We start from the raw sequence: 19,242 nt of genomic DNA, 5'->3' as shown, positions 1-19,242 counted from the left end.
AAGGAGCAGTGAAATGAAACACCTTTTGTCCCTCCGCCTTGGCGCCGTGGGCGCCGCGGCCGCCCTGATTGTAGGCCTTACCGGCTGCGCGAGCGAAACGACACAAACGACAGTCAAATCCGAAGGCCCGGTCCAACTGGATTTCTGGTACTCAGTCGGAGGCTCATCGGCGGACGCACTTCTGAAACAAGTCAACGCCTTCAACACCAGCAACAAACACCAGATCACCATCAACGCGATCTACCAAGGTGACTACGCCGCAACAGCAGCCAAACTCACCAACGCAGTACAGAGCGGCGACACACCTCCCCTGTTCCAAGGCGGAGATACCTTCACCGCATACCTACACGACTCAGGACTCGCCACAATCCCTGCCTCCATCAGCCCCTTTGACGGCGGCAAATTCAACCGCGACTCCGTGGCCACAGCCGCGGCCAACTACTACACCATCAACTCCGAACTCTGGGCCGTTCCGATGATGGTCTCCCAACCGGCCGTGTTCTTCAACCCCGCAGTACTTGCCCAAGCAGGGATCAACCCGGCCGAACGGCCCAAAAACATCCAGGAGCTCTTCGACTGGGCCGACACAATCCATGAGGCCACTGGCACCCCAGGCTTAGTGTTCCAACACAATGAATGGTGGAACGAACAGTTCAGCGCATCCAACGGCTTCGCCTACTGCACGCCGGACAACGGGCTTGGGACCGAGCCGGCAAACGCGTTCGATTACGTCAACAATGAACTCGTGGCCACATGGACGCACTACCAAAAGTCACTGAAGAAGGGTGCAATCCTGAACGTCGGCAGCGACGGAACGGCCGCACAGCGAGCGTTCAGCAGCCAGCAGGCCGCGATGCTGCTAGCATCATCAGCAAGCCTCGGCACAACTGCAGCAGCAGCCAAGTTCACAATTGACGCCTTGCCCTTGCCCGTTGCCTCCGACAAGGGCGGAGCTGTGCCCGGTGGCAGTGCCCTGTGGATCCTCGGCGAAGGACGCCAGCCCTCTGAACAGGCAGCAGCCCTCGAGTTCGCCGAATTCATGGGATCGGCCGACGTACAAAAGGAGATCTTCAAGGACAGCGGCTACCTTCCCTCCTCGAAAGCTGCGTTGGATGAACTGAAAGGCTCTGAAACCGACCCGGCGAAGAAGGCTCTCCTGGAACAACTGGCAAGCACCAAAGATGTCAAGGCAGCGGCTGGCTGCCACAACGGCGCATTTGGTCAGAGCCGCGCCGACGTACGCAGCGCCATCCAGTCCATTGCCGACGGAGCCGACGTACGAGCAACCCTGACTACGGCCCAGGACAAAGGAACCGCTGCCCTGAAGGCCTACAACGAACGCGTAAAGCGCTAAGAGCGACTTTGCGCCCCTCAAGCAGACGGCGGGCACAACCAGCACAGTCTGGAGTCGCGCAGGAGTTCCGCGGCTCCAGACTGTGATCGACACTCAGACGGGACGACTTCGAAACGTCACATCCGAGAAAGAGGACGCTGCTACCGCGCATACAGGGCTGGCAATCTCACCCTGAGGCTGCTTGACGTGAATTTCCGTACTGTTCGTTGGTGAACGGCACAGTGCGGGGTCTCCCGCCTAGTTCTTCCCGATACAGAGGGTTGAGCGTACGCCGGCGCTTGATTCTCTGACGACGAGAGTTGGCGGGATTATGTGTGACACGACGGGCTCACCGTTGAGGCGGGAAAGAAGCAGTTCAAAAGCCTTTTCGCCCATCTCACGCATGGAGGAATGCACGGATGTAAGGGGAACGGGGAGTTCGGCGGCCAGGACGGTGTCGTTGTAGCCCACAACGGCAATGTCCTCACCGGCGCGGAGTCCCAGACCGCGCAGGGTGCCGAATGTTCCAATGGCCGCGAAGTCGTTTACCGCAAACAGTGCTGTGGGCCAGGGTTTGCTGGCGAAGAGCCGCGTCGATGCTTCTCGTCCGCCGATGACGTCGAAGCTGGAGTGAACTATCCGGGAGTCCGGTATGTTGATTCCCGCCTTCGCGTATGCGTCCACGAACCCTGCGGTCCTGTCGACACCTGTGCTTGCGTAGGCCTCGCCCGCTATTATTCCCACATCGGTATGTCCGAGAGAGAGCAGATGTTCAGCTGCGAGCCGGCCTCCAGCGTAATCATCGCCCACTACGGCAGGATGCTTGCCGGAGCGGCGGCTTACCAGCACGAACGGGATGCCGCGTTGCTGCAGGGAATCCGCAAATGTCGAGTCCAGTGTGCAGTCTCCGAGAATCAGCCCATCGACCCGCCGCGCCAGAAGCATTTCCGCCCCGGCTTCCCGCTCGGGTTGCCTGTCCTCGCTATTGGCAACGAAGGTCTGGTATCCATGACCGCGGGCAGCCTCGTGGATCCCTTCATAGATTGTGGCAAGCACGATGTCAGTCAGCCTTGGAACAAGCACTCCCACCAAGGAGCTGCGACTGGTGCGTAAACCGGCGGCAATTGGATTCGGGGAATAGCCCAGCGAATCGGCGATGGCCTTGATCCGCTCAGTCGTGACCTTCGAAGCTGTCCGAACGCCGGGCCGGAGCGACGGGGCCAACACACGCGACACCGTCGAAACATGAACACCTGCCATCTCGGCAACTGTCCGCAGCGTAGGGCGGCCGGCCTCATCTGCGAACGGCAGTGGATCAGTGCTCATCAGGCCCTGCTTTCTGGTGTCGCGAAATACTTTGCACAAACGATTGCGTGATCCACACCATATCACTTATGGTTGACTCAGATACGACGCGCAAACGATTGGGCAAGTAATGAGAAAAGTGGTTATCATCACGACTGGCGGAACGATTGCCAGCACGACCGATGGTCGCGGGGTGAAAGCTGCCGCGATCCCAGGGTCAGATTTGGTGGCGGGCATTGCGACGCCGGAGGGTGTCGACGTCAACGTCGTTCAGGTTCTCTCGACTAATAGCTATTCGATGACCTTGGCTGATATGGATGCCGTCCACGACGCTGTCAGAGAAGCCCTGAGTCAGCTGGACACCTGTGGGGTCGTTGTCACCCATGGAACCGACACCTTGGAAGAGACCGCGATGCTGGTCGACATTTTCCACTATGACCCCCGTCCTGTGGTTTTCACTGGTGCCCAGCGAAGCGCTGACGATCCCAACACTGACGGTCCCGAGAATTTGGCGGATGCCATTGCCGTGGCGGCTTCCTCGAACGCCCGTGGATGCGGTGTCCTCATCTGTTTTGGAGGCGTACTGCATGCGGCAAGAGGGACACGCAAAATCCACAACAGCGCCCTGTCAGCCTTCTTCGATGTAGACCATGGGCCGCTCGGGATCGTCATTGACCGCTGTGTGCGTGTGCATTCAAAAGTCAGTCCTCCGTCCGACGGGCCGCGGCATGCGGTCGCGATCGGAGCCACACGCATCGACACCATCGCGATATACCCCGGCGTGGACCGAGTCGCAATGGATGCAAATATCCAGGCCGGCGCACGGGGCATCGTCCTTCAAGCGACCGGGTATGGCAACGCGAATCCCGACATGGTGTGTGCCGTTGCCGAACACGTTCGGAACGGGATTCCCGTCGTCGTCTCGTCCAGGGTTGCCGGAGGTCCGATCCGGGGAGTCTATGGAGGAGGTGGCGGGGGCGCTGACTTGACGTCTGCCGGAGCCATCCCCGCCGGCAACCTCCGACCAAGTCAGGCACGCATCCTTCTGGCCGCACTAGTGGCCTCCGGTGCTGACGTCGAGGAGATTCGGAACGCGATGGGCGCCGAACCCACTCGGTATGTCGACACCCCTGACGAGGTCCGCAAGTCCTTCATCAGTTCAAACCCAGCTTACTCACACCCGAAATAACCTCTCATCAAAAGGAACTAGCCAAATGCGCACAGGAACCACCCCGGCGGCCAGCGAAATCAAAGTCGCCGCAGTACAATCCGATCCTCAGGTCGGCATCGAAAACAAGAAATCAAACGTTGAAAGCACCCTGCTGCTTATCGCCGAGGCTGCCCGCGAGGGCGCACGACTTATCGTCTTGCCAGAACTAGCCAGCACGGGGTACTCCTTCGATACCAGGGAGGAAGCATATCTTCACGCCGAATCTGTCCCGGACGGCCCCACCTCGCAAGCATGGATTGAAGCCGCCCGCCAACACGACGCATACGTGGTCGCAGGCATCCTGGAACAAGAAGGCGTAGCACTTTACGACACAGCGGTCCTCATTGGCCCCGAGGGCTTCATCGGAAAGTACCGCAAGACTCATCTGTGGAACCGGGAAAAGCTGCTTTTCACACCTGGCACTGAGTACCCGGTCTTCGATACAAAAATCGGCCGCATCGGTCTGCTGATCTGCTGGGACATCTGGTTCCCGGAAGTAGCACGAATTCTCGCCGCCCAAGGCGCGGACATCATCTGCTCCACCAACAACTGGGTCTGGACCCCGCCGCCCCTCTTTGACGACGCCGGCAACTGCATGGCCTCTTACCTCACCATGTCCGCGTCGCACGTCAACACCATCCCAATCGTCGCAGCCGACCGGGTCGGCGAAGAACGAGGAGGCAAGTTCCTCGGCTGTTCCCTGATCACCGGAACGAACGGCTGGCCGATAGGAGGAATCGCAGACGCCGAAGCCAAAACCATCATTTACGCGGACCTCGACCTCACTGCATCCCGGGCAGCCATGATCTGGAACGACCTCAACGATTTGGCCCGTGACCGCCGAACAGACCTCTACGACCCCCTTCTCGGGTTCAACGGCACCCCTCTCGTCCGCTAGTCCAGCCACCCAGACCCTGACCTAAGGCCTCCCCCATGACCGACAACACGAGACAAAATCCGTCTCAAGAAATGCTCGCCGATGTACCGGTTCCCAACACCCAACTCGGCCCTCCCTCACAAATGGCAACCTCGGCCCCAACGCCCCGCACCGAACTCAGCCTCGCAGGACTTCTCATCGGCGCCACAGCCATCGTCGCACTCTTCGGAGCCCTAACCGCCGGTATCAGCGCACTCTCTCCCCTGCTCACCGGGCAAGGCCCCACCTACACTGATTGGGTCCAACCCCTGCCGAACGATCTCCTCACCCGCGCCCAATGGGCCCTTGGAGACATGACAGAACCCCAGTTCTACAAGTCCTGGCTGGCCTCCCTCGGCCTGCTGGCCGGCGCAGCGCTGGCATGGTGGGCCGGATCCCGGAACAAGAAATGGGCCGGAATGCCCATATCCTATGGAACCGGACTGTGGCCATGGATTTTTGGATCGGCAACACTGAGCTTGGTCCTCTCGAACCTCGCCTTTGGCGGAGGACTCGGCGAAGGATGGCAGCCCACATTTGTGCCATTCGTCTGCGTTGCAACCGCCACTGTCCTTGTCTACGGCAAAGGTTGGCCCGTTTTCCTGACCGGCGCCATCCTCGGAGCAGCCACGACCACCCCGGTCGCCATGGTTCTCATCAACTTCGTCACAGGCCCCCTCGCTCTTCCCCCGGTTGTTGCCAACACCCTCGCAATGTCCATTGGAGCTGCCGCCACATTCATCATCGCCCGCTACCTACCTTGGATGCGGTTGCCAAAACCCGCTCCACAACAGGACGCCGATGCCCCAACCGGGCCCCCAGCCCCAGTACGCACCATTCCTGGAACGCCGACTCTCATCAAGGACGCCGTTTGGACGGTCCGAAGGGTGATCGCAGACTTCACCGAAACCCAGTTCTACGCCAACGAACTTGCCAGCATCGGCGTGATCCTCGGAGTCGTCGCAGCCTTCCTGATGAACCCACTGTTGCCGGCATACGGAACGAATCTCCTACCCCAGATTCTCTTCGTCCAAGCTCTCACATCAGCCATCGGCGTCATCGTGTGGAGAAAGCTCTACCGGGCAGGCGGCTGGGCCCCCACCTACATCTCCGTCGTCTCCGTCGGACCAGCCAGCGTACTCGCCTACAACGGCAGCGCACTTTCCATCATCGGCGGCGCCGTCGCGGGCGCCCTTCTTTGCCCGCTGATAGCCCGCGCCGTTTCAGCCCGGCTCCCGGAAGACTTCCACCCCTTCATCGGTAACACCATTTCTATGGCCATCTCCGTGGCGATAATCGTCCCCGGGCTGGGTTTGTTTGTGGGGTAATCGCCTAGACGCTCCTCGCGGGTTGCCGGCTGGAGCTCTGCCAAGTGTGCGAGGAAGGATCGGCCCTAGGGTCGGTCCTTCCTTCGGCTTCTGCCACAAGAAGCAGATGATGGACGTCAACAGCTTGCATCCATTGGCCAGCGACCAAGCCCGCGCGGCCAGTTCCCACTTCCTTGGAGCCGGAACAGCGTTGACGGGACAGGCCTTATGCGCTGACAGTGGGCCAATGGCTAAAGAAGACGAAGCACAGACTGTAGCAGCAGTTATCGACAGACTGGTCAAGAAATTTCCGACACTCCGAACGCAGGTCGAGGCGATCGTCAGCGAGGAATACACCGCCCCTAACGACGGCCCGATCCGTAACTATGTGCCCGTGCTTATCGGACGAGCAGCCAAGCTACGACTCCGCAGCTAGGGCCCGCCAACAACACAGGAAGAGCTTCCGCATACACAAGAAAGGAAACCCAGCCTCCCGGCGAAGGGGCTCCTTCTCTCGCTGTGCAGGTTTCTATAGCCAAGCGCCGCTTATGGATTGGTCCGTGCGTACGGCCGTAGACTGACTGGGACGTCACAGGGGGGGGACATGACTTCACGCGGTAGGTGCCTGGTTATCGAGGATGACGAGGATATCGCCGGACTGATCGAGGTAATTCTTACCACCGCAGGCTTTGACGTCCGGGTAGAGGCAACGGGGACGGAAGGTCTCCTGGCGGCCGCCAGCGTGGAACTGAAGCTGATCACTCTGGGTCTAGGGCTCCCTGACATGGATGGCCGCGAAGTAGCTGGCTTACTACGCGACGTGACTAAGGCCCCGATTTTGATGATCACCGCGTTCGCGGCAACCGGAGACGAGCTGGACGGCTTTTCTGCCGGCGCATCTGCCTATCTTCCGAAACCGTTTCGGCCTGCCCAACTCCGCGATCTGGTAGATCAACTCTGCCCGCGAGAAGCCCGGCTTGCAGGGCCAGCAACGTCCTGAACCCCCAGTACCATTCTGGTGCCAGATGGTCCAAGATGTCCCACTTCCGTGAAATTGGAATGCTGATAACTTCCTCTGGAAGTTGCTCTGACCGCTGTTGAGTCGCGTTGCTGGGATCGGTGGACCAACCTGCTGTAGGAGTGTTCACTAACAATCTCCTTCCGGCTGGTGTTGTGGGTCAGTTGCCAGTCCAGCGGGTGAACGGAGGGCCGGCCCAACAGGTATCCCTGCGCGGCGGTGATTTTCAGCGCCCTGATTTCTGCGAGTTCTTTGGCGGTTTCCACGCCCACCGCGATGACGTCGGCGCCGATCTCACGGGCCAGCCTCAACGCGCGACGTTAAAACATATTTAATACTTTCAAACCCGTACGGTACCCCAGCCGCTATCACGGGCGGGGCAGGCCGCCCTTCGAAACGAGGGTCTACCCCCACCCCGTTGCGGGTAGCTGCGGTCGAAGCTGTCCATGGTGATTGTCACCCATATTGACCGGCTATCGGCCCCAAGGGTGGCTGTCATGGCTGATTCCCAGATGCCGACTGGGCCGCACCTATCAGGCAAGGCAGGTATATCAACCCTGTACTGCGTGGTAGTGCACTTGTGACTTCTCGAGGTCGCCGCCCAGGGTGCTTCGTGACGGCTCCATGTCTTACCGGCGGCATGGTCTTTACGGTAGCTACAAGGAAAGGGATGATCATTGCATGCCAGTCGCAAGCGTTGTGCGCGCAATCAGGGTCATGTCGTGGGCACTTGTTGCCCTCGGCTTCCTGCTGCTGGCGACCGGCATCCTGGGTGGCATGTGGGCTTGGGTCTACATTGCGGTGGTGATGGCCTTGTCGATCACTGAGTGGGTGCTTAGGGACCGAGAGGAAGTTAGGCAGGAACGGTCACATCACCCGCACGCCGAGTAGACCAAGCCAGCAGTGGACCTCGCACCTCTGACAACTCGGACCATCATTTTGGTCGAAGACAACGTCGACCAGGAGACCCTCCAAGTCCATTCGGGATCCGGGAAACCAGCCACTCATGGCCATAGCCCCTGTGCCTAGCGCCCCTGTAGACGGCCTTGTGCGCCAAAATTCTGACGACGCTTCGGTGGGACCCGGTTCGGGTAGTCACGGACGGACGGCGCGTCGTTTTTCAGGCCCATACGCTCCAGCCCCATGAAGCCAACATCGGCGGCAGAAGAGGCGTGTAACTCAAGGCGTTGGATCCCAAAGGGGCCTTGAGAGAGACGCAGGTGCGCTCTCTTCGATACCCAGTGAGAGACGCAGGTGAATTTGAGTCCTGCCTTGATACCAGCACCCCGCCTTCCGTTTGCACGAGAGACGCAGGTGAACCGCTCCTGCCGGTAATGACATCAGAGTCTTCATCCCTCCGGGCGCGCGTGGGATTGATCCACCTTCGGTGAGTGGCGCCAACCGCTGGTGCCCACTATGTAGTTGACCCCAAACGATTGTGCCAGTGGCAGTCCCACGAAGGTGCCCGATTCGGAACAAATCCGCAGTATCACCGTCAGATCCCTACTGAGTACGGAGCGTAGTCGGCGAGTGTGTCAGCCACCACCACCCATGTCCATAATGGCCCCATGGCCACCGGCGTCACTGTCGCTGTCATATTTTCCGCAGCGGGTGCAGCGCCTGTAGCGGCTACCGTCGTCCGTGCTCTCCACGTGCCAATGATGGCCAAGATTCAGTTTGCACATCAACTTCCTAAGCATGGCGCTCTCCGTTCCGAAGCCCGCTGAACACGTATTCCCGTGCCCGACGCGTTGCCTCTCCAAGCTAATCAGCCGCGACATCTGGATACTAGAGATATCCGTACGCAACTCAATCTCAAGGGTGGCTTTGAAACGGGGCGCCGGCATCTACGCCTCGACGACGTTAGGAAAGCTATTAGGGGAATGCATATGGGGGTGGTCTCAGAGCCCTCATCTCCCCCATCCCCAGACTGACGGAGGGGAGCCGACCAGGAACCAAAGGACCTACCACTCGCCCTAACTCACCCCACCCCGAATCGGGCACTCCACGGCCGGAATCCCCTGTCTTGCGGGCCGCACAGTACCGCTGTACGATTCCCCGACGGAGTTACATAGGACACATCGTGGGGGGGGGAACGACGACATGGCCAGACCGAGAGACAAGTTTCGACGCAGTTGCCTCGTCTGCATCGCAACCAATCCCCGTTACCTCCCGCCCAACCCCCACTACGCCAAAGGGCTCTGCGAAAAGCACTACCGGCAGGAACAGCGGAAGAAGCCGAAGTGCAAGGCCGCCGGTTGCACAACCCGACTGGAACCCGGACATACTCGAGAAGGCTACTGCCGGGTGCACGAGCCCCTGTTACTGATGGAACCGATCCGCACACCTGAAGCCATGCGCCGAACCTTGGACAGATTCCTGGTACATATTGCGCCGACCCGCGACGGCCTCGATGGTCTGTTTGGCTGTTGGCCATGGACCGGCAGAATCAACAAGATAGTTGTCAGCCCGACAGGTGAAATGCGGCCTGGATACGGCGTCATCAGCATCGACAACCACGAATGGCTTGCCCATCGCTATGCCTATGGCCTCTTCATGGGCGGCCACGGAAACCGTCTGACGCTCGATCACGTATGTCGTAATTCCCTTTGCGTTCGCCCGGACCACATGATGCCCATGACTTCGCGCCGCAACAGCGAATTGGAGCACCGTCGCGCTTCCGAAGAACCCGAGGCAGTTATTCAGGATCTCTTCAGAATCAAGCAAATGAGCGCTGAAACAATGCTGTGGGCGATGCTCCAAGGATTGCCCATAGGCAGGGCGACCCCCGGTGGAGGGTTCTTTGCCTATGGGCTGGACGGTCAGGCCGTCGAACATGTGGCGGGTCCGGCGGACTATCCGCCCGTGGTGCACTTGATCCGCCGAAAGTGACGCTGGGCTGAGAGAGCGGACCCGGGGGCTACGCCCGGGTCCCTCTTAAGGTTCCTTGGACTACGCCGCAACCCCGCATTCGCTCCCAGGGCTGTGGTCCTATTTCCCGTCTGGCTTGCTCATCGCTCTGCTGCCCCCTCGATATGGGTTGACTGATGGACGGTGCTGGGCAGGCACAAACAGTTCGGCGATGTCACAGTCCAGGACAGCGGCGATGTCCCACAGCCGCTCGTAAGCAACGCTTTTCCGGCCCCACTCGATCCCGATAATCATGGTGCGACTCAGGCCTGACTCCAGTGCTAAGGCCTCTTGCGATATACCTTGCTGCAAGCGGATCTCTCGGATACGGCCTCCAACAATAGCCCGTCGTTCAGCCCATCGGAGCGTTTGCTCCTTAGAAGACTGCTGCGGACGTATAGGCACTAATCCATGTCAGCTGAAGTACACTTGGTTTGTCTGCCGTACTAGTAACACATGGTGGATACTGGCGCCTGAATAGGAGGTGGCTTTCGCCACATGGAGACCTGTCAGTAGTCGATATGATCCGGTCCTATACGTTCCGTATTTACCCCACGTCGAAGCAAGAGTCACTGCTCCGGGCCATGCTCACTGACCATCGGGACTTGTATAACGCCGCCCTGCAGGAGCGCAGAGAGGCCTGGAAGCGCGGAAAGCAGGTCTGGTTCAAAGACCAGGATGCGCAGCTGACCGCTATACGCGCGAACGATCCCGACCAGGCTCGATGGTCCTACTCAGCTCAAGAGCAAACACTCCGACGACTGGACAAGGCCTTCCAAGCCTTCTTCCGCCGCATAAGGTCCGGCGAGAAGAAAGTTGGTTACCCCCGGTTCAAGGGACCACGCCAATTCGCCTCCGTGGAGCACCGCAACGGCGACGGAGCAAAGTGGGATTCGGTTCCGCATCCCACCCAGACCCGCGTCAAGTTCCAAGGCATTGGCCACATCAAGGTCAAACAACATCGCCCAGTTACCGGACGAGTCAAGAGACTGTCAGCAAAGCAAGAGGGCAGAAAGTGGTACGTCCACCTCGTTGCTGAGCAGGAACAACCGACACCCCTTCCGAAGACCGGGGCGATGATTGGGCTCGACCTCGCGACAGGCCAGAATGGATTGGCCTACACATCCCTCGGAGAAAGGATCGACAACCCTGCCTTCGGAGCAGTAGCGGCTGCCAAAATCGCAGCTGCCCAACAACAAGTGTTCCGCTGCCGGCGCGGTTCCAAGCGGCGCTTCAAGGCCTGGGATAGGGTTTCCGGCCTTTATCGGAAGGCTCGGAACCAGCGGCACGACTACCTACACAAGACGGCCCGGCGTCTCGTCGATGCGTATGACGTAATTGTCGTTGAAGATCTACGAACGGCCGACATGACTCGTCGGGCAGCACCCCGGCCCGACGGCAACGGGGGCTACCTCCCTAACGGGGGAAATGCAAAGACCGGCCTCAACCGGTCTATACGCGATGCAGGCTGGGGCCAGTTCCTGGATCTGATTAGCGCCAAGGCTGAAAGCGCCGGGCGCGACTTCATCCGGGTCAACCCCGCCTACACCTCTCAGACCTGCAGTGCGTGTGGTCACCGAGAGCAGGCCAATCGGAACGGCAAGGACTTCCTCTGCGTTTCGTGCGGACATCGTGATGATGCCGACATAAACGCGGCGTTGAACATACTCAGGGCCGGACTGGTCCTGCGGGACGCGGCGCAAGCCAAATCCTGAGAAGCCCGAATTCTTGGGAGAGGTCACAGCCGTCCGTAAGTCCCCCAAGTTCAGGGAGCGGTCACACTCGAACAGGGATTTGGGTCCTGGCTGACCACCGTTAGAAGGAGCGTCCGCCTGCATCGACCCATCGAAAACCCCTTCCGGCCTTTCGAACTGCATATCGGGCCGCTGCTGGCCGTAAGGCACGACGACGGCTCAATACAGCCCTTGGTCCTTCTTGTGTGGCGCCAAAGTGGCGGCGTGGGCCGCCAGCTACCCAAGCTGGATCACTTAGCTGAAAGCGTCAAATGGAGCCAGCTATCAGCCTGGGGCGTTCACTCCAGCCAAACCCTAGCGGTCGTTAGCCAATCCCGGCTCCCCCCTTCACGCTCAGGATGACTGTTCGCAGTAGACCAATATGACATCTCCAGTCCGCGCGTGTCAGTGCCATCACTCCGGGCAACATCGGCAGAGCCTGGACTCCACCTACATCTCTCGTGCAGTCAGAAGGCGCGACACGGATTCACCCGCGTCTCGTGTTCGACCAGAAGCCCCGCGACGACCCCAGAAACACGACCCACGAGATGTGATTAGAATCACATGTAACTTTTAAACAGAAGTTACGCTCTTTACCTATATGGAGGCTGCGGGAAGGGGGGTTTGGGGGGATGGGTTCGTGGCCATCCGGCCTGGCGGCCTACGGCCCCTCACCGACACCGGGGCGAAGGCCCCCGAAGGACAAGGGCCGTAGCCTCAGTCGCTACGCTCCTTCGGCTACGGGTACCAAGCGGAAATTGGATACGGGCAGCCGAGAAGCTGCCCGATCAGTCAACATTGATAACAAATGGCCTCATAGGGCCGTAGCCTCGGCCTCTTCGCTCCTTCAGCTACTGCTGAACCGACGGAAACGGGGCAGCTCCAGGCTGCCCCTACCGGTTGAATATCGGGCTGTGAGGGATCGGTCCTCGGCCTCCGCTCAGTCGCTTTCGCTCCTTCGCTACGGCCTCGGAGCACCCCATAGGACGCTGTCCAGGGCACTGAAGCACAGCGACTCCCCCTCACCAAAGGATCAGGCTCCGCTCCTCCCTAGCACCCACCGGAGCAAGGACGAACAACAACCAGGCGCCTTACCGACCTGACGCTAGCGGACGCCCATAGACGCAATTCCTGCTGTCTCATCCTGCACCCTAACCCTGGGCTGACGGCAGGTATGGCTTAGCACCACCAGTACATACATCTCCTTGCGCAGATGGCTTGCTCCGGCTGCGTGCCGACAACGCGAATGAAGGGCTGCGATCAGCGGAAGGACAGGGCGTGAACAACATTGAAAACCAGGCACTGTCAGCGACCGGAAGGACGCCCGTAGTGACCCCGTGATGGGTGGCGTATACATGACTGGGTCACTCAAGTGATTATGAGGCCCGTACTCGGAAAGTTGCGGCGGCCGCGCCACCCTGCACTTGGGGGCACTTCGCATGACGCCGAAGGAGGGGTGCACGGTCGGTCTAGCGCAAATATTATCGGGCCAGGTGGAACTGAACATGACGTTGTGTTGTGCATGGAGGGTCAATTCCCCGGTCCGTGCGCCTCATGCAAAGGCTGGAACAACGCCCATGACTAACAATCAAGCTGGCAGGCCAACCGTTGCAGCCGCTATGGAGCCCCCGCCGTTGGGTCTAGTTCCAACCGTAGCCACCGCCACGATTTACCCTAAGAAGTCTAACAATCGGCAGCACAACCTCCCAGCGACGGCTTCAGCCATCTGGAGTGATTGAGGGACAGGCGAACGGCTTCCCACCGTCATCGGAGAGGCTTCAACCCTCGCAGAGCTATTGGGTCGACTAGTAGTTGAAGCACTTGGCACCTCACCAGGAGCAGCCATTTAACAGCCAGCCCTCAGAGAAAGAGGGGCCTTCTCATAGAATCTAAGAGACACTTCTCACACTCGCGTTCGACTCCCTAAAGAAAAAGCCCCCGGAATCTCAAGGATTCTGGGGGCTTATTCTGTAGCGGTGGGGAGGCTCGATCTCCCGACCTCACGATTATGAGTCGTGCGCTCTAACCAACTGAGCTACACCGCCACGAATGAGAAAAACCTGTGTCAAGCCGGTCAAAAACCGCCTTGACACAGGCCCTCATTCAGAGCCCCCCACCGGAATCGATCCGGTGACCTCGTTCTTACCAAGAACGCGCTCTACCACTGAGCTAGGGGGGCAACGAGTAAATACTCTACCGGACGTTTTCAGAAGCTACAAATCGGCGAAAAAACGCGGAAAATCGACGCCGACACAATTTGCGAAGACGAGGTTTTGTTGATCTATTTTCCGCGCCTTTGGTAATGCCGCTGCACCCGCCGCCGGCTCGTCCATTGGTCCAGTCAGGGCAGCCGCAGCACCTGCCCCGGGTAGATCCGGTCCGGATTGGGAACGGTGTCGGCGTTGGTGGCAATCAAAGCTCCGAGATCCACCCCGAACTGCGCGGCGATCCCGCTCATGGTGTCTCCCTGCTCCACCACCACCTCCGTGACGCGTGGAGCCACCGGCCCCTGCTGTCCGGCCCCTGCTGCGGCTTCTGCGGCTGCTTCCTGCGCCTGCGGCTGGACTTCCGGGGCCTCGGGCTCCAAGCCCTCCTGACGCGCCTCCTGGGCCGCTGCGGCGCTCGCTGCCGCCTGCTGTTCAGCAGCTTGGGCTGCCGCAGCCTCCGCAGCGTCCCGGCCAGCGGTTGAAACCTCGACGGCGGCAGCATCCTCCGCTGCCTGGCTCACGGCCGTTCGGTCTGCCGGGTCTTCCCCTGCCGCTTCGGGGGCAACGGGGGCAACGGGCGCAGCGGGGGCAACGGGCGCAGCGTGCTCCCTGTGGTCCGTCTCACCTGACTGCTTACCGCCAAAGCCCAGGTTCTTCTTCACGTTGTCCAGCAATCCCATGGAGCACCCTCCTGCGTTCTGCTTGTGTTCAGCCTTGACTCGATCGTACGGCGGAGCACTGTCACAGGGAACCCGGCGCTGTCCGATGTCCCCATCGCAGAACGGCGCGGACAGCGAACAAGAGCCGGATTAGTGCGTTAAACGCCTCAGGGGGCCGGCTCGAAAGCCGACCCCCTGACGGGAACTACTCAGTGATGATCACCAAGGAAGTGTTTACCACTTGCGAGTGTTTACCACTTGCCCTTGCGGTTGAAATCGCGGTGTCCGCCTTCGCCGCCACTGCGGGGCTTGCGGGCGCCGTCACCGTGACCACCGAAGCGGGAACCACTGGCCTGGCCGCGGTCGCGGTCGCCGAAGCTGCCTGCGGTGCGCTCTGAGCGGTCGCTGTAGGAGCGGCCACCACGGTCAGCGGAGGTACGCTCGCCGCCTTCGGACTTGCGGAAGTCCTTCTTGAAGCCGCCGCTGCCCTTGAAGTTGCCGCCACCGCGGTTCTCGCGGTCGCCGTAGCCGCCACGTCCGCCGCCACCCTGGTAGCTGCCACGGTCGCCGCTGGGCTTGCGTCCGTTGTCCAGTTCGAGGTGGATGAGCTCGCCACCGATGCGGGTGCGGGACAGTGCGCGCAACTGCTCGGGGCTGAGGTCCGCCGGGAGCTCCACCAGGGAGTGGTCCGAGCGGATGTCGATCCCGCCGATCTGTGCGGAGGAAATGCCGCCTTCGTTGGCAATGGCGCCAACGATGGAACCCGGCATGACGCGCTGGCGGCGTCCGACGGCGATCCGGTAGGTGGCGTTGCCCTCGGTCAGTGCGCGGGTCGGGCCACGGGAGCCGAAGCCGTCCTTGGAGCGCTCACGCTTCTGGTACTCGGGAGCTGCAGGCAGTTCCTTGACCAGCAACGGCTGTCCACCCTGCGCCATGACAGCGAGTGCGGCAGCGATCTCTGCTGCGGGAACGTTGTGCTCTTCCTCGTAGGAGGAGATGAGGTCGCGGAACGCTGCAACATCCTCGGACGCGAGGGTCTCGGTGATGCGCTCGGCGAACTTGCCAAGGCGCAGCGTGTTCACGGTCTCGGCGGTGGGCAGGTGCATCTGCTCCACCGGCTGGCGGGTTGCCTTCTCGATGGAACGCAGCAGGTACTTCTCGCGCGGCGTCATGAAGAGGATGGCGTCACCGGAACGGCCTGCACGGCCGGTGCGGCCGATGCGGTGCACGTAGGACTCGGTGTCGTGCGGGATGTCGTAGTTGATGACGTGGCTGATGCGCTCAACGTCAAGACCACGGGCAGCGACGTCGGTGGCCACGAGGATGTCGATGCGGCCTTCCTTCAGCGCGTCAACAGTGCGCTCGCGCTGCTGCTGCGGGATGTCGCCGTTGATGGCGGCAGCCTGGAAACCGCGGGACTTCAGCTTGTCGGCGAGGTCCTCGGTAGCCATCTTGGTGCGCACGAAGGCGATAACGCCGTCGAACTCTTCAACCTCGAGGATGCGGGTCAGTGCGTCCAGCTTGTGCGGGCCCATGACCTGGAGGTAACGCTGCTTGGTGTTGGCACCCGTGGTGGTCTTGGACTTCACGGAGATTTCAGCAGGGTTGTTCAAGTACTGCTTGGACATGCGGCGGATCTGGCCCGGCATGGTGGCAGAGAACAGGGCAACCTGGCGGCTCTCCGGAGTCTGCTGGAAGATCTGCTCAACGTCATCGGCAAAGCCCATGCGCAGCATCTCGTCAGCTTCGTCCAGCACCAGGTACTGGAGTTCGGAAAGGTCCAGCGAGCCCTTGGCGATGTGGTCGATCACACGGCCCGGGGTACCGACAACAACCTGTGCACCGCGGCGCAGGCCGGCGAGCTGCGGGCCATAAGCCGAGCCACCGTAGACAGGGAGGACGGTGAAGTCGTCAATGTGCTTGGCGTAGGAAGTGAAAGCCTCGGCAACCTGGAGGGCGAGTTCACGCGTCGGGGCCAGGACCAGTGCCTGGGTCTTGCGTGAAGGTCCGTTGAGGTCGTGGAGTTCAGCCAGGCGGGACAGGGCAGGAACAGCGAAAGCTGCGGTCTTGCCGGTACCGGTCTGGGCGAGGCCGACGACGTCGCGGCCTTCCAGGAGCAGCGGAATGGTGGCTGCCTGGATGGGTGAAGGCTTCTCGTAGCCAACATCCTGCAGGGCGGCCAGAACGCGGCCATCGATGCCAAGATCGACGAAGCGGACGCCTTCTTCTTCCTCGTCTTCTGCCTTGGGGGCAGCAGGCTCGATTGCTTCTGCCTTGGGGGCAGCAGCTTCGGTGAAGGTGGGGGCTGCGGACTCAGGTGCAGCATTCTCGACGGGGGCAGCGGCAGCAGCCGGTGCTTCAGCTTCGGCAGGAGCGGTGGCCTCGGCTGCAACAGCGGGCTCAGTGGCCTCGGCTGCAACAGCGGATTCAGTGGTCTCGGCGTCGAAGTTTTCGTTGAGATTTTCGGTCATAGGGGGAAATTCCTCATCCATAGGGCAGTCGGCGCGGCCCGGTTGGGCTTGGCCGCAGTACTCGTCGCGAAAACAGGCAAAGTGCCCTGCTTTCGCAAGAAGTCCGGCGCTATCGCAATCCCATGGCAGGACTTCCCGCTGCATCTCTTGGCTGCTATCCCAGCAGTCTGTACAGCGTTTTCTTTAGCCGGCTCTCCCTATGAAAATGCCCGCACACAATTGCGGGCCCCAACACTTACCAGTCCTGCCTCAAGAATTGGGCAGGATAAAGGGATTTCCGGAGTGGGGGATGTTTCAAGTGTAGGGCACAGAGGCCCATCACCGCGACTCGGAAGTCCGCGAAGTACGGGTGAGCTTGTTCACACAGCGGATGCGCGGCTCCCCGGGATGGCTAGAGCCCGTTCCTCCGGAGTACTTTTTCAAAGACCGGGTGGTAGTCCTCCTGCAACCGGATCTCCCCGTCAGCCTCGGCGTCCAGCAGGATCTGCACCAGTTCAGGGGTGGGCTCGCTGAACCACTGGCCCACGGTGACGCCGTGCCTGGGAACGAATGTGCGGTGAATATGGTCCCCGGCGGAAATGGTTCCTGTCCTGATGACGCGGAGGTAGGTGCCCACCCGGCCTGCCTGCGTAAACCGCTTGACCCACTGCGGCTCTTCAAGGACCCGCTGGAAAGTAGCGCATGGCACACGCGGAGACGTAACCTCAACCTCCACGTCCAGGCCGATCTTCCAGCGTTCACCGATCACCGCGCCCGTGGTGTCGATGCCGGACACCCGCAGGTTCTCACCGAAGAGTCCCGCCGGCACTTCCCGGTGCAGCTCAGCTGCCCAGAAGTCCGCATCGGCCTGCGAATACGCGTACAGCGCTTGGTCTTCTCCGCCGTGATCCACCCGGTTTGCCTGCACGTCCCCGTGCAGCCCGAGCTTATGAACCTTGACAGGGCCATCCACCGGACGCTTGTCCATGGCCGTGACTCCCACGTTGCCGGAATCAGGCAGCAATTGGTGGACACGGCAGACGGCAAGGAGGGATGCGGTGTTCATGGCAACAGTCTACGGACGGTCCTGCCAAGGGTTGGTCCCTTCCGAGGATTAAGGATCAAAACGGTAGCCCATGCCCGCCTCCGTGCGCAGGTGCCGCGGCTCTGCCGGATCCCGCTCCAGCTTCCGGCGCAGCTGCGCGATATACACGCGCAGGTACTGGGTTTCCTTGGCGTAGGCCTGGCCCCACACCTGGGTCAGGATCTGCTGCTGGCTCACCAGCTTGCCTTTGTTGCGGACCAACAGTTCCAGGATGTTCCATTCCGTGGGCGTCAGCCGGACTTCCGTACCGTCCTTCACGATCTTCTTTCCGGCCAGGTCCACCGTGAAATCGGACGTGGCAACTCTTGGTTCCTCATGGCCGGCGACGACACGGCGTGAGGCGACCCGAAGCCGGGCAAGCAGCTCATCCAAACCAAAAGGTTTCGTCACGTAGTCGTCCGCACCGGCGTCGAGCGCTTCCACTTTGTCTTCCGAGGCGTGCCGGGCAGAAAGCACGATGATGGGCATGCTGCTCCACCCGCGGATGCGGCGGATGATCTCCACGCCGTCCATGTCCGGCAGCCCAAGGTCCAACACCACGATCTCCACCGGCTGGTTGGCTGCGGCCTGCAGGGCATCGGCGCCGTTGCCCACGGACAACGCCTGGTAGCCATGGGCCTGGAGGGTGATCTGCATGGCGCGGGCAATCCGGGCCTCGTCCTCGACGATCAGTACCAGGGTCATTGCGGACCACCGGTCCATAGTGGCAGCGTGACCACCATGGTCAAGCCGCCACCGGGTGTGGGCTCAGCGTCGAGCCGGCCGCCCATGGCCTCACAGAAGCCCTTGGCGACAGCGAGTCCCAGGCCGATTCCACCTCCGGTACTGTTTCCGGGTGCCGGTGAATCACCAAAGCGCTGGAACGGCTGGAACATGGTGAGGACTTCTTCCCGTCCCACTCCCCTGCCGTGATCCACAATCCGCAGTTCACCGGCCGGCCGGTCCCCCAAGGTGATTCCAGCACCGGCCCGGGCCGTCAGGACAACATCGGAGTCCGGTGCGTACTTCACCGCGTTCTCCACGATGTTGGCCACCACCCGCTCCAGCATGCCGGCATCGGCCTGCACCGGCGGAAGATTGGGCGGAAGC

The 19,242-nt window shown here is 60.9% G+C and carries 17 protein-coding genes and 2 tRNA genes; 9 read left to right on the top strand and 10 right to left on the bottom strand.

All coding sequences use genetic code 11. The features are described from left to right. Positions 1–1,354 (top strand): extracellular solute-binding protein (locus HP499_RS07585; protein WP_216659833.1); only part of this gene is annotated, 1,354 nt, incomplete at its 5' end. A gap of 237 nt (positions 1,355–1,591) precedes the next feature. Here HP499_RS07585 and HP499_RS07580 read toward each other — a convergent pair. Then, positions 1,592–2,659 (bottom strand): LacI family DNA-binding transcriptional regulator, encoded by a 1,068-nt coding sequence (locus tag HP499_RS07580; RefSeq protein ID WP_172323428.1) that lies wholly within the window; start codon positions 2,657–2,659, stop codon positions 1,592–1,594. 118 nt (positions 2,660–2,777) lie between these two features. Here HP499_RS07580 and HP499_RS07575 point away from each other — a divergent pair, with 118 nt between their 5' ends. From HP499_RS07575 to HP499_RS07555, 5 genes are all read left to right on the top strand, one after another. Further along, positions 2,778–3,827 (top strand): asparaginase, encoded by a 1,050-nt coding sequence (locus tag HP499_RS07575; RefSeq protein WP_216659832.1) that lies wholly within the window; start codon positions 2,778–2,780, stop codon positions 3,825–3,827. A gap of 25 nt (positions 3,828–3,852) precedes the next feature. Next, positions 3,853–4,746 carry a nitrilase family protein gene (locus tag HP499_RS07570; RefSeq protein ID WP_172323426.1) on the top strand — a complete coding sequence of 298 codons (894 nt, stop codon included), beginning with the start codon at positions 3,853–3,855 and terminating at the stop codon, positions 4,744–4,746. A gap of 35 nt (positions 4,747–4,781) precedes the next feature. Next, positions 4,782–6,092 (top strand): hypothetical protein, encoded by a 1,311-nt coding sequence (locus HP499_RS07565; RefSeq protein ID WP_253951456.1) that lies wholly within the window; start codon positions 4,782–4,784, stop codon positions 6,090–6,092. Positions 6,093–6,318: 226 nt separating this feature from the next. After that, positions 6,319–6,507 (top strand): three-helix bundle dimerization domain-containing protein, encoded by a 189-nt coding sequence (locus HP499_RS07560; RefSeq protein ID WP_172323424.1) that lies wholly within the window; start codon positions 6,319–6,321, stop codon positions 6,505–6,507. Positions 6,508–6,675: 168 nt separating this feature from the next. Next, positions 6,676–7,071: a response regulator transcription factor gene (locus HP499_RS07555; RefSeq protein WP_172323422.1), complete on the top strand. Its 396-nt coding sequence runs from the start codon at positions 6,676–6,678 to the stop codon at positions 7,069–7,071. On the opposite strand, the gene HP499_RS07550 is transcribed toward HP499_RS07555, so the two are convergent. Beyond that, a complete protein-coding gene (locus HP499_RS07550; protein ID WP_172323420.1) occupies positions 7,023–7,400 on the bottom strand; it encodes an EAL domain-containing protein in 378 nt (125 codons plus the stop codon). The two genes, HP499_RS07555 and HP499_RS07550, sit on opposite strands and share 49 nt — an antisense overlap. A 370-nt stretch (positions 7,401–7,770) precedes the next feature. Here HP499_RS07550 and HP499_RS07545 point away from each other — a divergent pair, with 370 nt between their 5' ends. Both HP499_RS07545 and HP499_RS25060 read left to right on the top strand, forming a co-directional pair. After that, positions 7,771–7,980: a hypothetical protein gene (locus HP499_RS07545; RefSeq protein ID WP_172323418.1), complete on the top strand. Its 210-nt coding sequence runs from the start codon at positions 7,771–7,773 to the stop codon at positions 7,978–7,980. 1,416 nt (positions 7,981–9,396) lie between these two features. Continuing rightward, entirely contained in the window at positions 9,397–9,981 is a 585-nt protein-coding gene (locus HP499_RS25060) for an HNH endonuclease (RefSeq protein ID WP_172323414.1), read from the top strand. A gap of 99 nt (positions 9,982–10,080) precedes the next feature. Here HP499_RS25060 and HP499_RS25555 read toward each other — a convergent pair whose 3' ends face one another. After that, positions 10,081–10,404 carry a helix-turn-helix domain-containing protein gene (locus HP499_RS25555; RefSeq protein ID WP_172323412.1) on the bottom strand — a complete coding sequence of 108 codons (324 nt, stop codon included), beginning with the start codon at positions 10,402–10,404 and terminating at the stop codon, positions 10,081–10,083. A 116-nt stretch (positions 10,405–10,520) separates the two neighbouring features. Between HP499_RS25555 and HP499_RS07525 the strand changes: the two genes are divergently transcribed. After that, positions 10,521–11,714 carry an RNA-guided endonuclease TnpB family protein gene (locus HP499_RS07525; protein ID WP_172323410.1) on the top strand — a complete coding sequence of 398 codons (1,194 nt, stop codon included), beginning with the start codon at positions 10,521–10,523 and terminating at the stop codon, positions 11,712–11,714. 1,989 nt (positions 11,715–13,703) lie between these two features. Here the strand turns inward: HP499_RS07525 and HP499_RS07520 are convergent. From HP499_RS07520 to HP499_RS07490, 7 genes are all read right to left on the bottom strand, one after another. After that, positions 13,704–13,777 (bottom strand) — tRNA-Met (locus HP499_RS07520). 62 nt (positions 13,778–13,839) lie between these two features. Continuing rightward, positions 13,840–13,911: transfer RNA gene (locus HP499_RS07515), tRNA-Thr, on the bottom strand. Positions 13,912–14,073: 162 nt separating this feature from the next. Then, a complete protein-coding gene (locus tag HP499_RS07510) occupies positions 14,074–14,619 on the bottom strand; it encodes a LysM domain-containing protein (protein WP_172323408.1) in 546 nt (181 codons plus the stop codon). A 230-nt stretch (positions 14,620–14,849) separates the two neighbouring features. Next, positions 14,850–17,069 (bottom strand): DEAD/DEAH box helicase, encoded by a 2,220-nt coding sequence (locus HP499_RS07505; protein WP_172323406.1) that lies wholly within the window; start codon positions 17,067–17,069, stop codon positions 14,850–14,852. A 391-nt stretch (positions 17,070–17,460) separates the two neighbouring features. Next, on the bottom strand, positions 17,461–18,114 hold the full coding sequence (locus tag HP499_RS07500; RefSeq protein WP_172323404.1) for an MOSC domain-containing protein: 654 nt from the start codon (positions 18,112–18,114) through the stop codon (positions 17,461–17,463). Positions 18,115–18,162: 48 nt separating this feature from the next. After that, positions 18,163–18,837 (bottom strand): response regulator, encoded by a 675-nt coding sequence (locus HP499_RS07495; protein WP_172323432.1) that lies wholly within the window; start codon positions 18,835–18,837, stop codon positions 18,163–18,165. Beyond that, a partial coding sequence (locus HP499_RS07490; RefSeq protein ID WP_253951454.1) for a sensor histidine kinase KdpD occupies positions 18,834–19,242 on the bottom strand: 409 nt, incomplete at its 5' end. The genes HP499_RS07490 and HP499_RS07495, both read right to left, overlap by 4 nt.

The organism is Paenarthrobacter sp. CM16 (assembly GCF_013179505.1).
In the GTDB taxonomy this organism is placed as follows: domain Bacteria; phylum Actinomycetota; class Actinomycetes; order Actinomycetales; family Micrococcaceae; genus Arthrobacter.
This window is presented reverse-complemented; position numbering and strand designations above follow the sequence as displayed.

Coding starts and splice junctions, on each gene's coding strand:
- HP499_RS07495 (WP_172323432.1), bottom strand. CDS start 18,837: ATGACCCTGGTACTGATCGTCGAGGACGAGGCCCGGATTGCCCGCGCC.
- HP499_RS07500 (WP_172323404.1), bottom strand. CDS start 18,114: ATGAACACCGCATCCCTCCTTGCCGTCTGCCGTGTCCACCAATTGCTG.
- HP499_RS07525 (WP_172323410.1), top strand. CDS start 10,521: ATGATCCGGTCCTATACGTTCCGTATTTACCCCACGTCGAAGCAAGAG.
- HP499_RS07580 (WP_172323428.1), bottom strand. CDS start 2,659: ATGAGCACTGATCCACTGCCGTTCGCAGATGAGGCCGGCCGCCCTACG.
- HP499_RS07545 (WP_172323418.1), top strand. CDS start 7,771: ATGCCAGTCGCAAGCGTTGTGCGCGCAATCAGGGTCATGTCGTGGGCA.
- HP499_RS07510 (WP_172323408.1), bottom strand. CDS start 14,619: ATGGGATTGCTGGACAACGTGAAGAAGAACCTGGGCTTTGGCGGTAAG.
- HP499_RS07505 (WP_172323406.1), bottom strand. CDS start 17,069: ATGACCGAAAATCTCAACGAAAACTTCGACGCCGAGACCACTGAATCC.
- HP499_RS07565 (WP_253951456.1), top strand. CDS start 4,782: ATGACCGACAACACGAGACAAAATCCGTCTCAAGAAATGCTCGCCGAT.
- HP499_RS07555 (WP_172323422.1), top strand. CDS start 6,676: ATGACTTCACGCGGTAGGTGCCTGGTTATCGAGGATGACGAGGATATC.
- HP499_RS07560 (WP_172323424.1), top strand. CDS start 6,319: ATGGCTAAAGAAGACGAAGCACAGACTGTAGCAGCAGTTATCGACAGA.
- HP499_RS07570 (WP_172323426.1), top strand. CDS start 3,853: ATGCGCACAGGAACCACCCCGGCGGCCAGCGAAATCAAAGTCGCCGCA.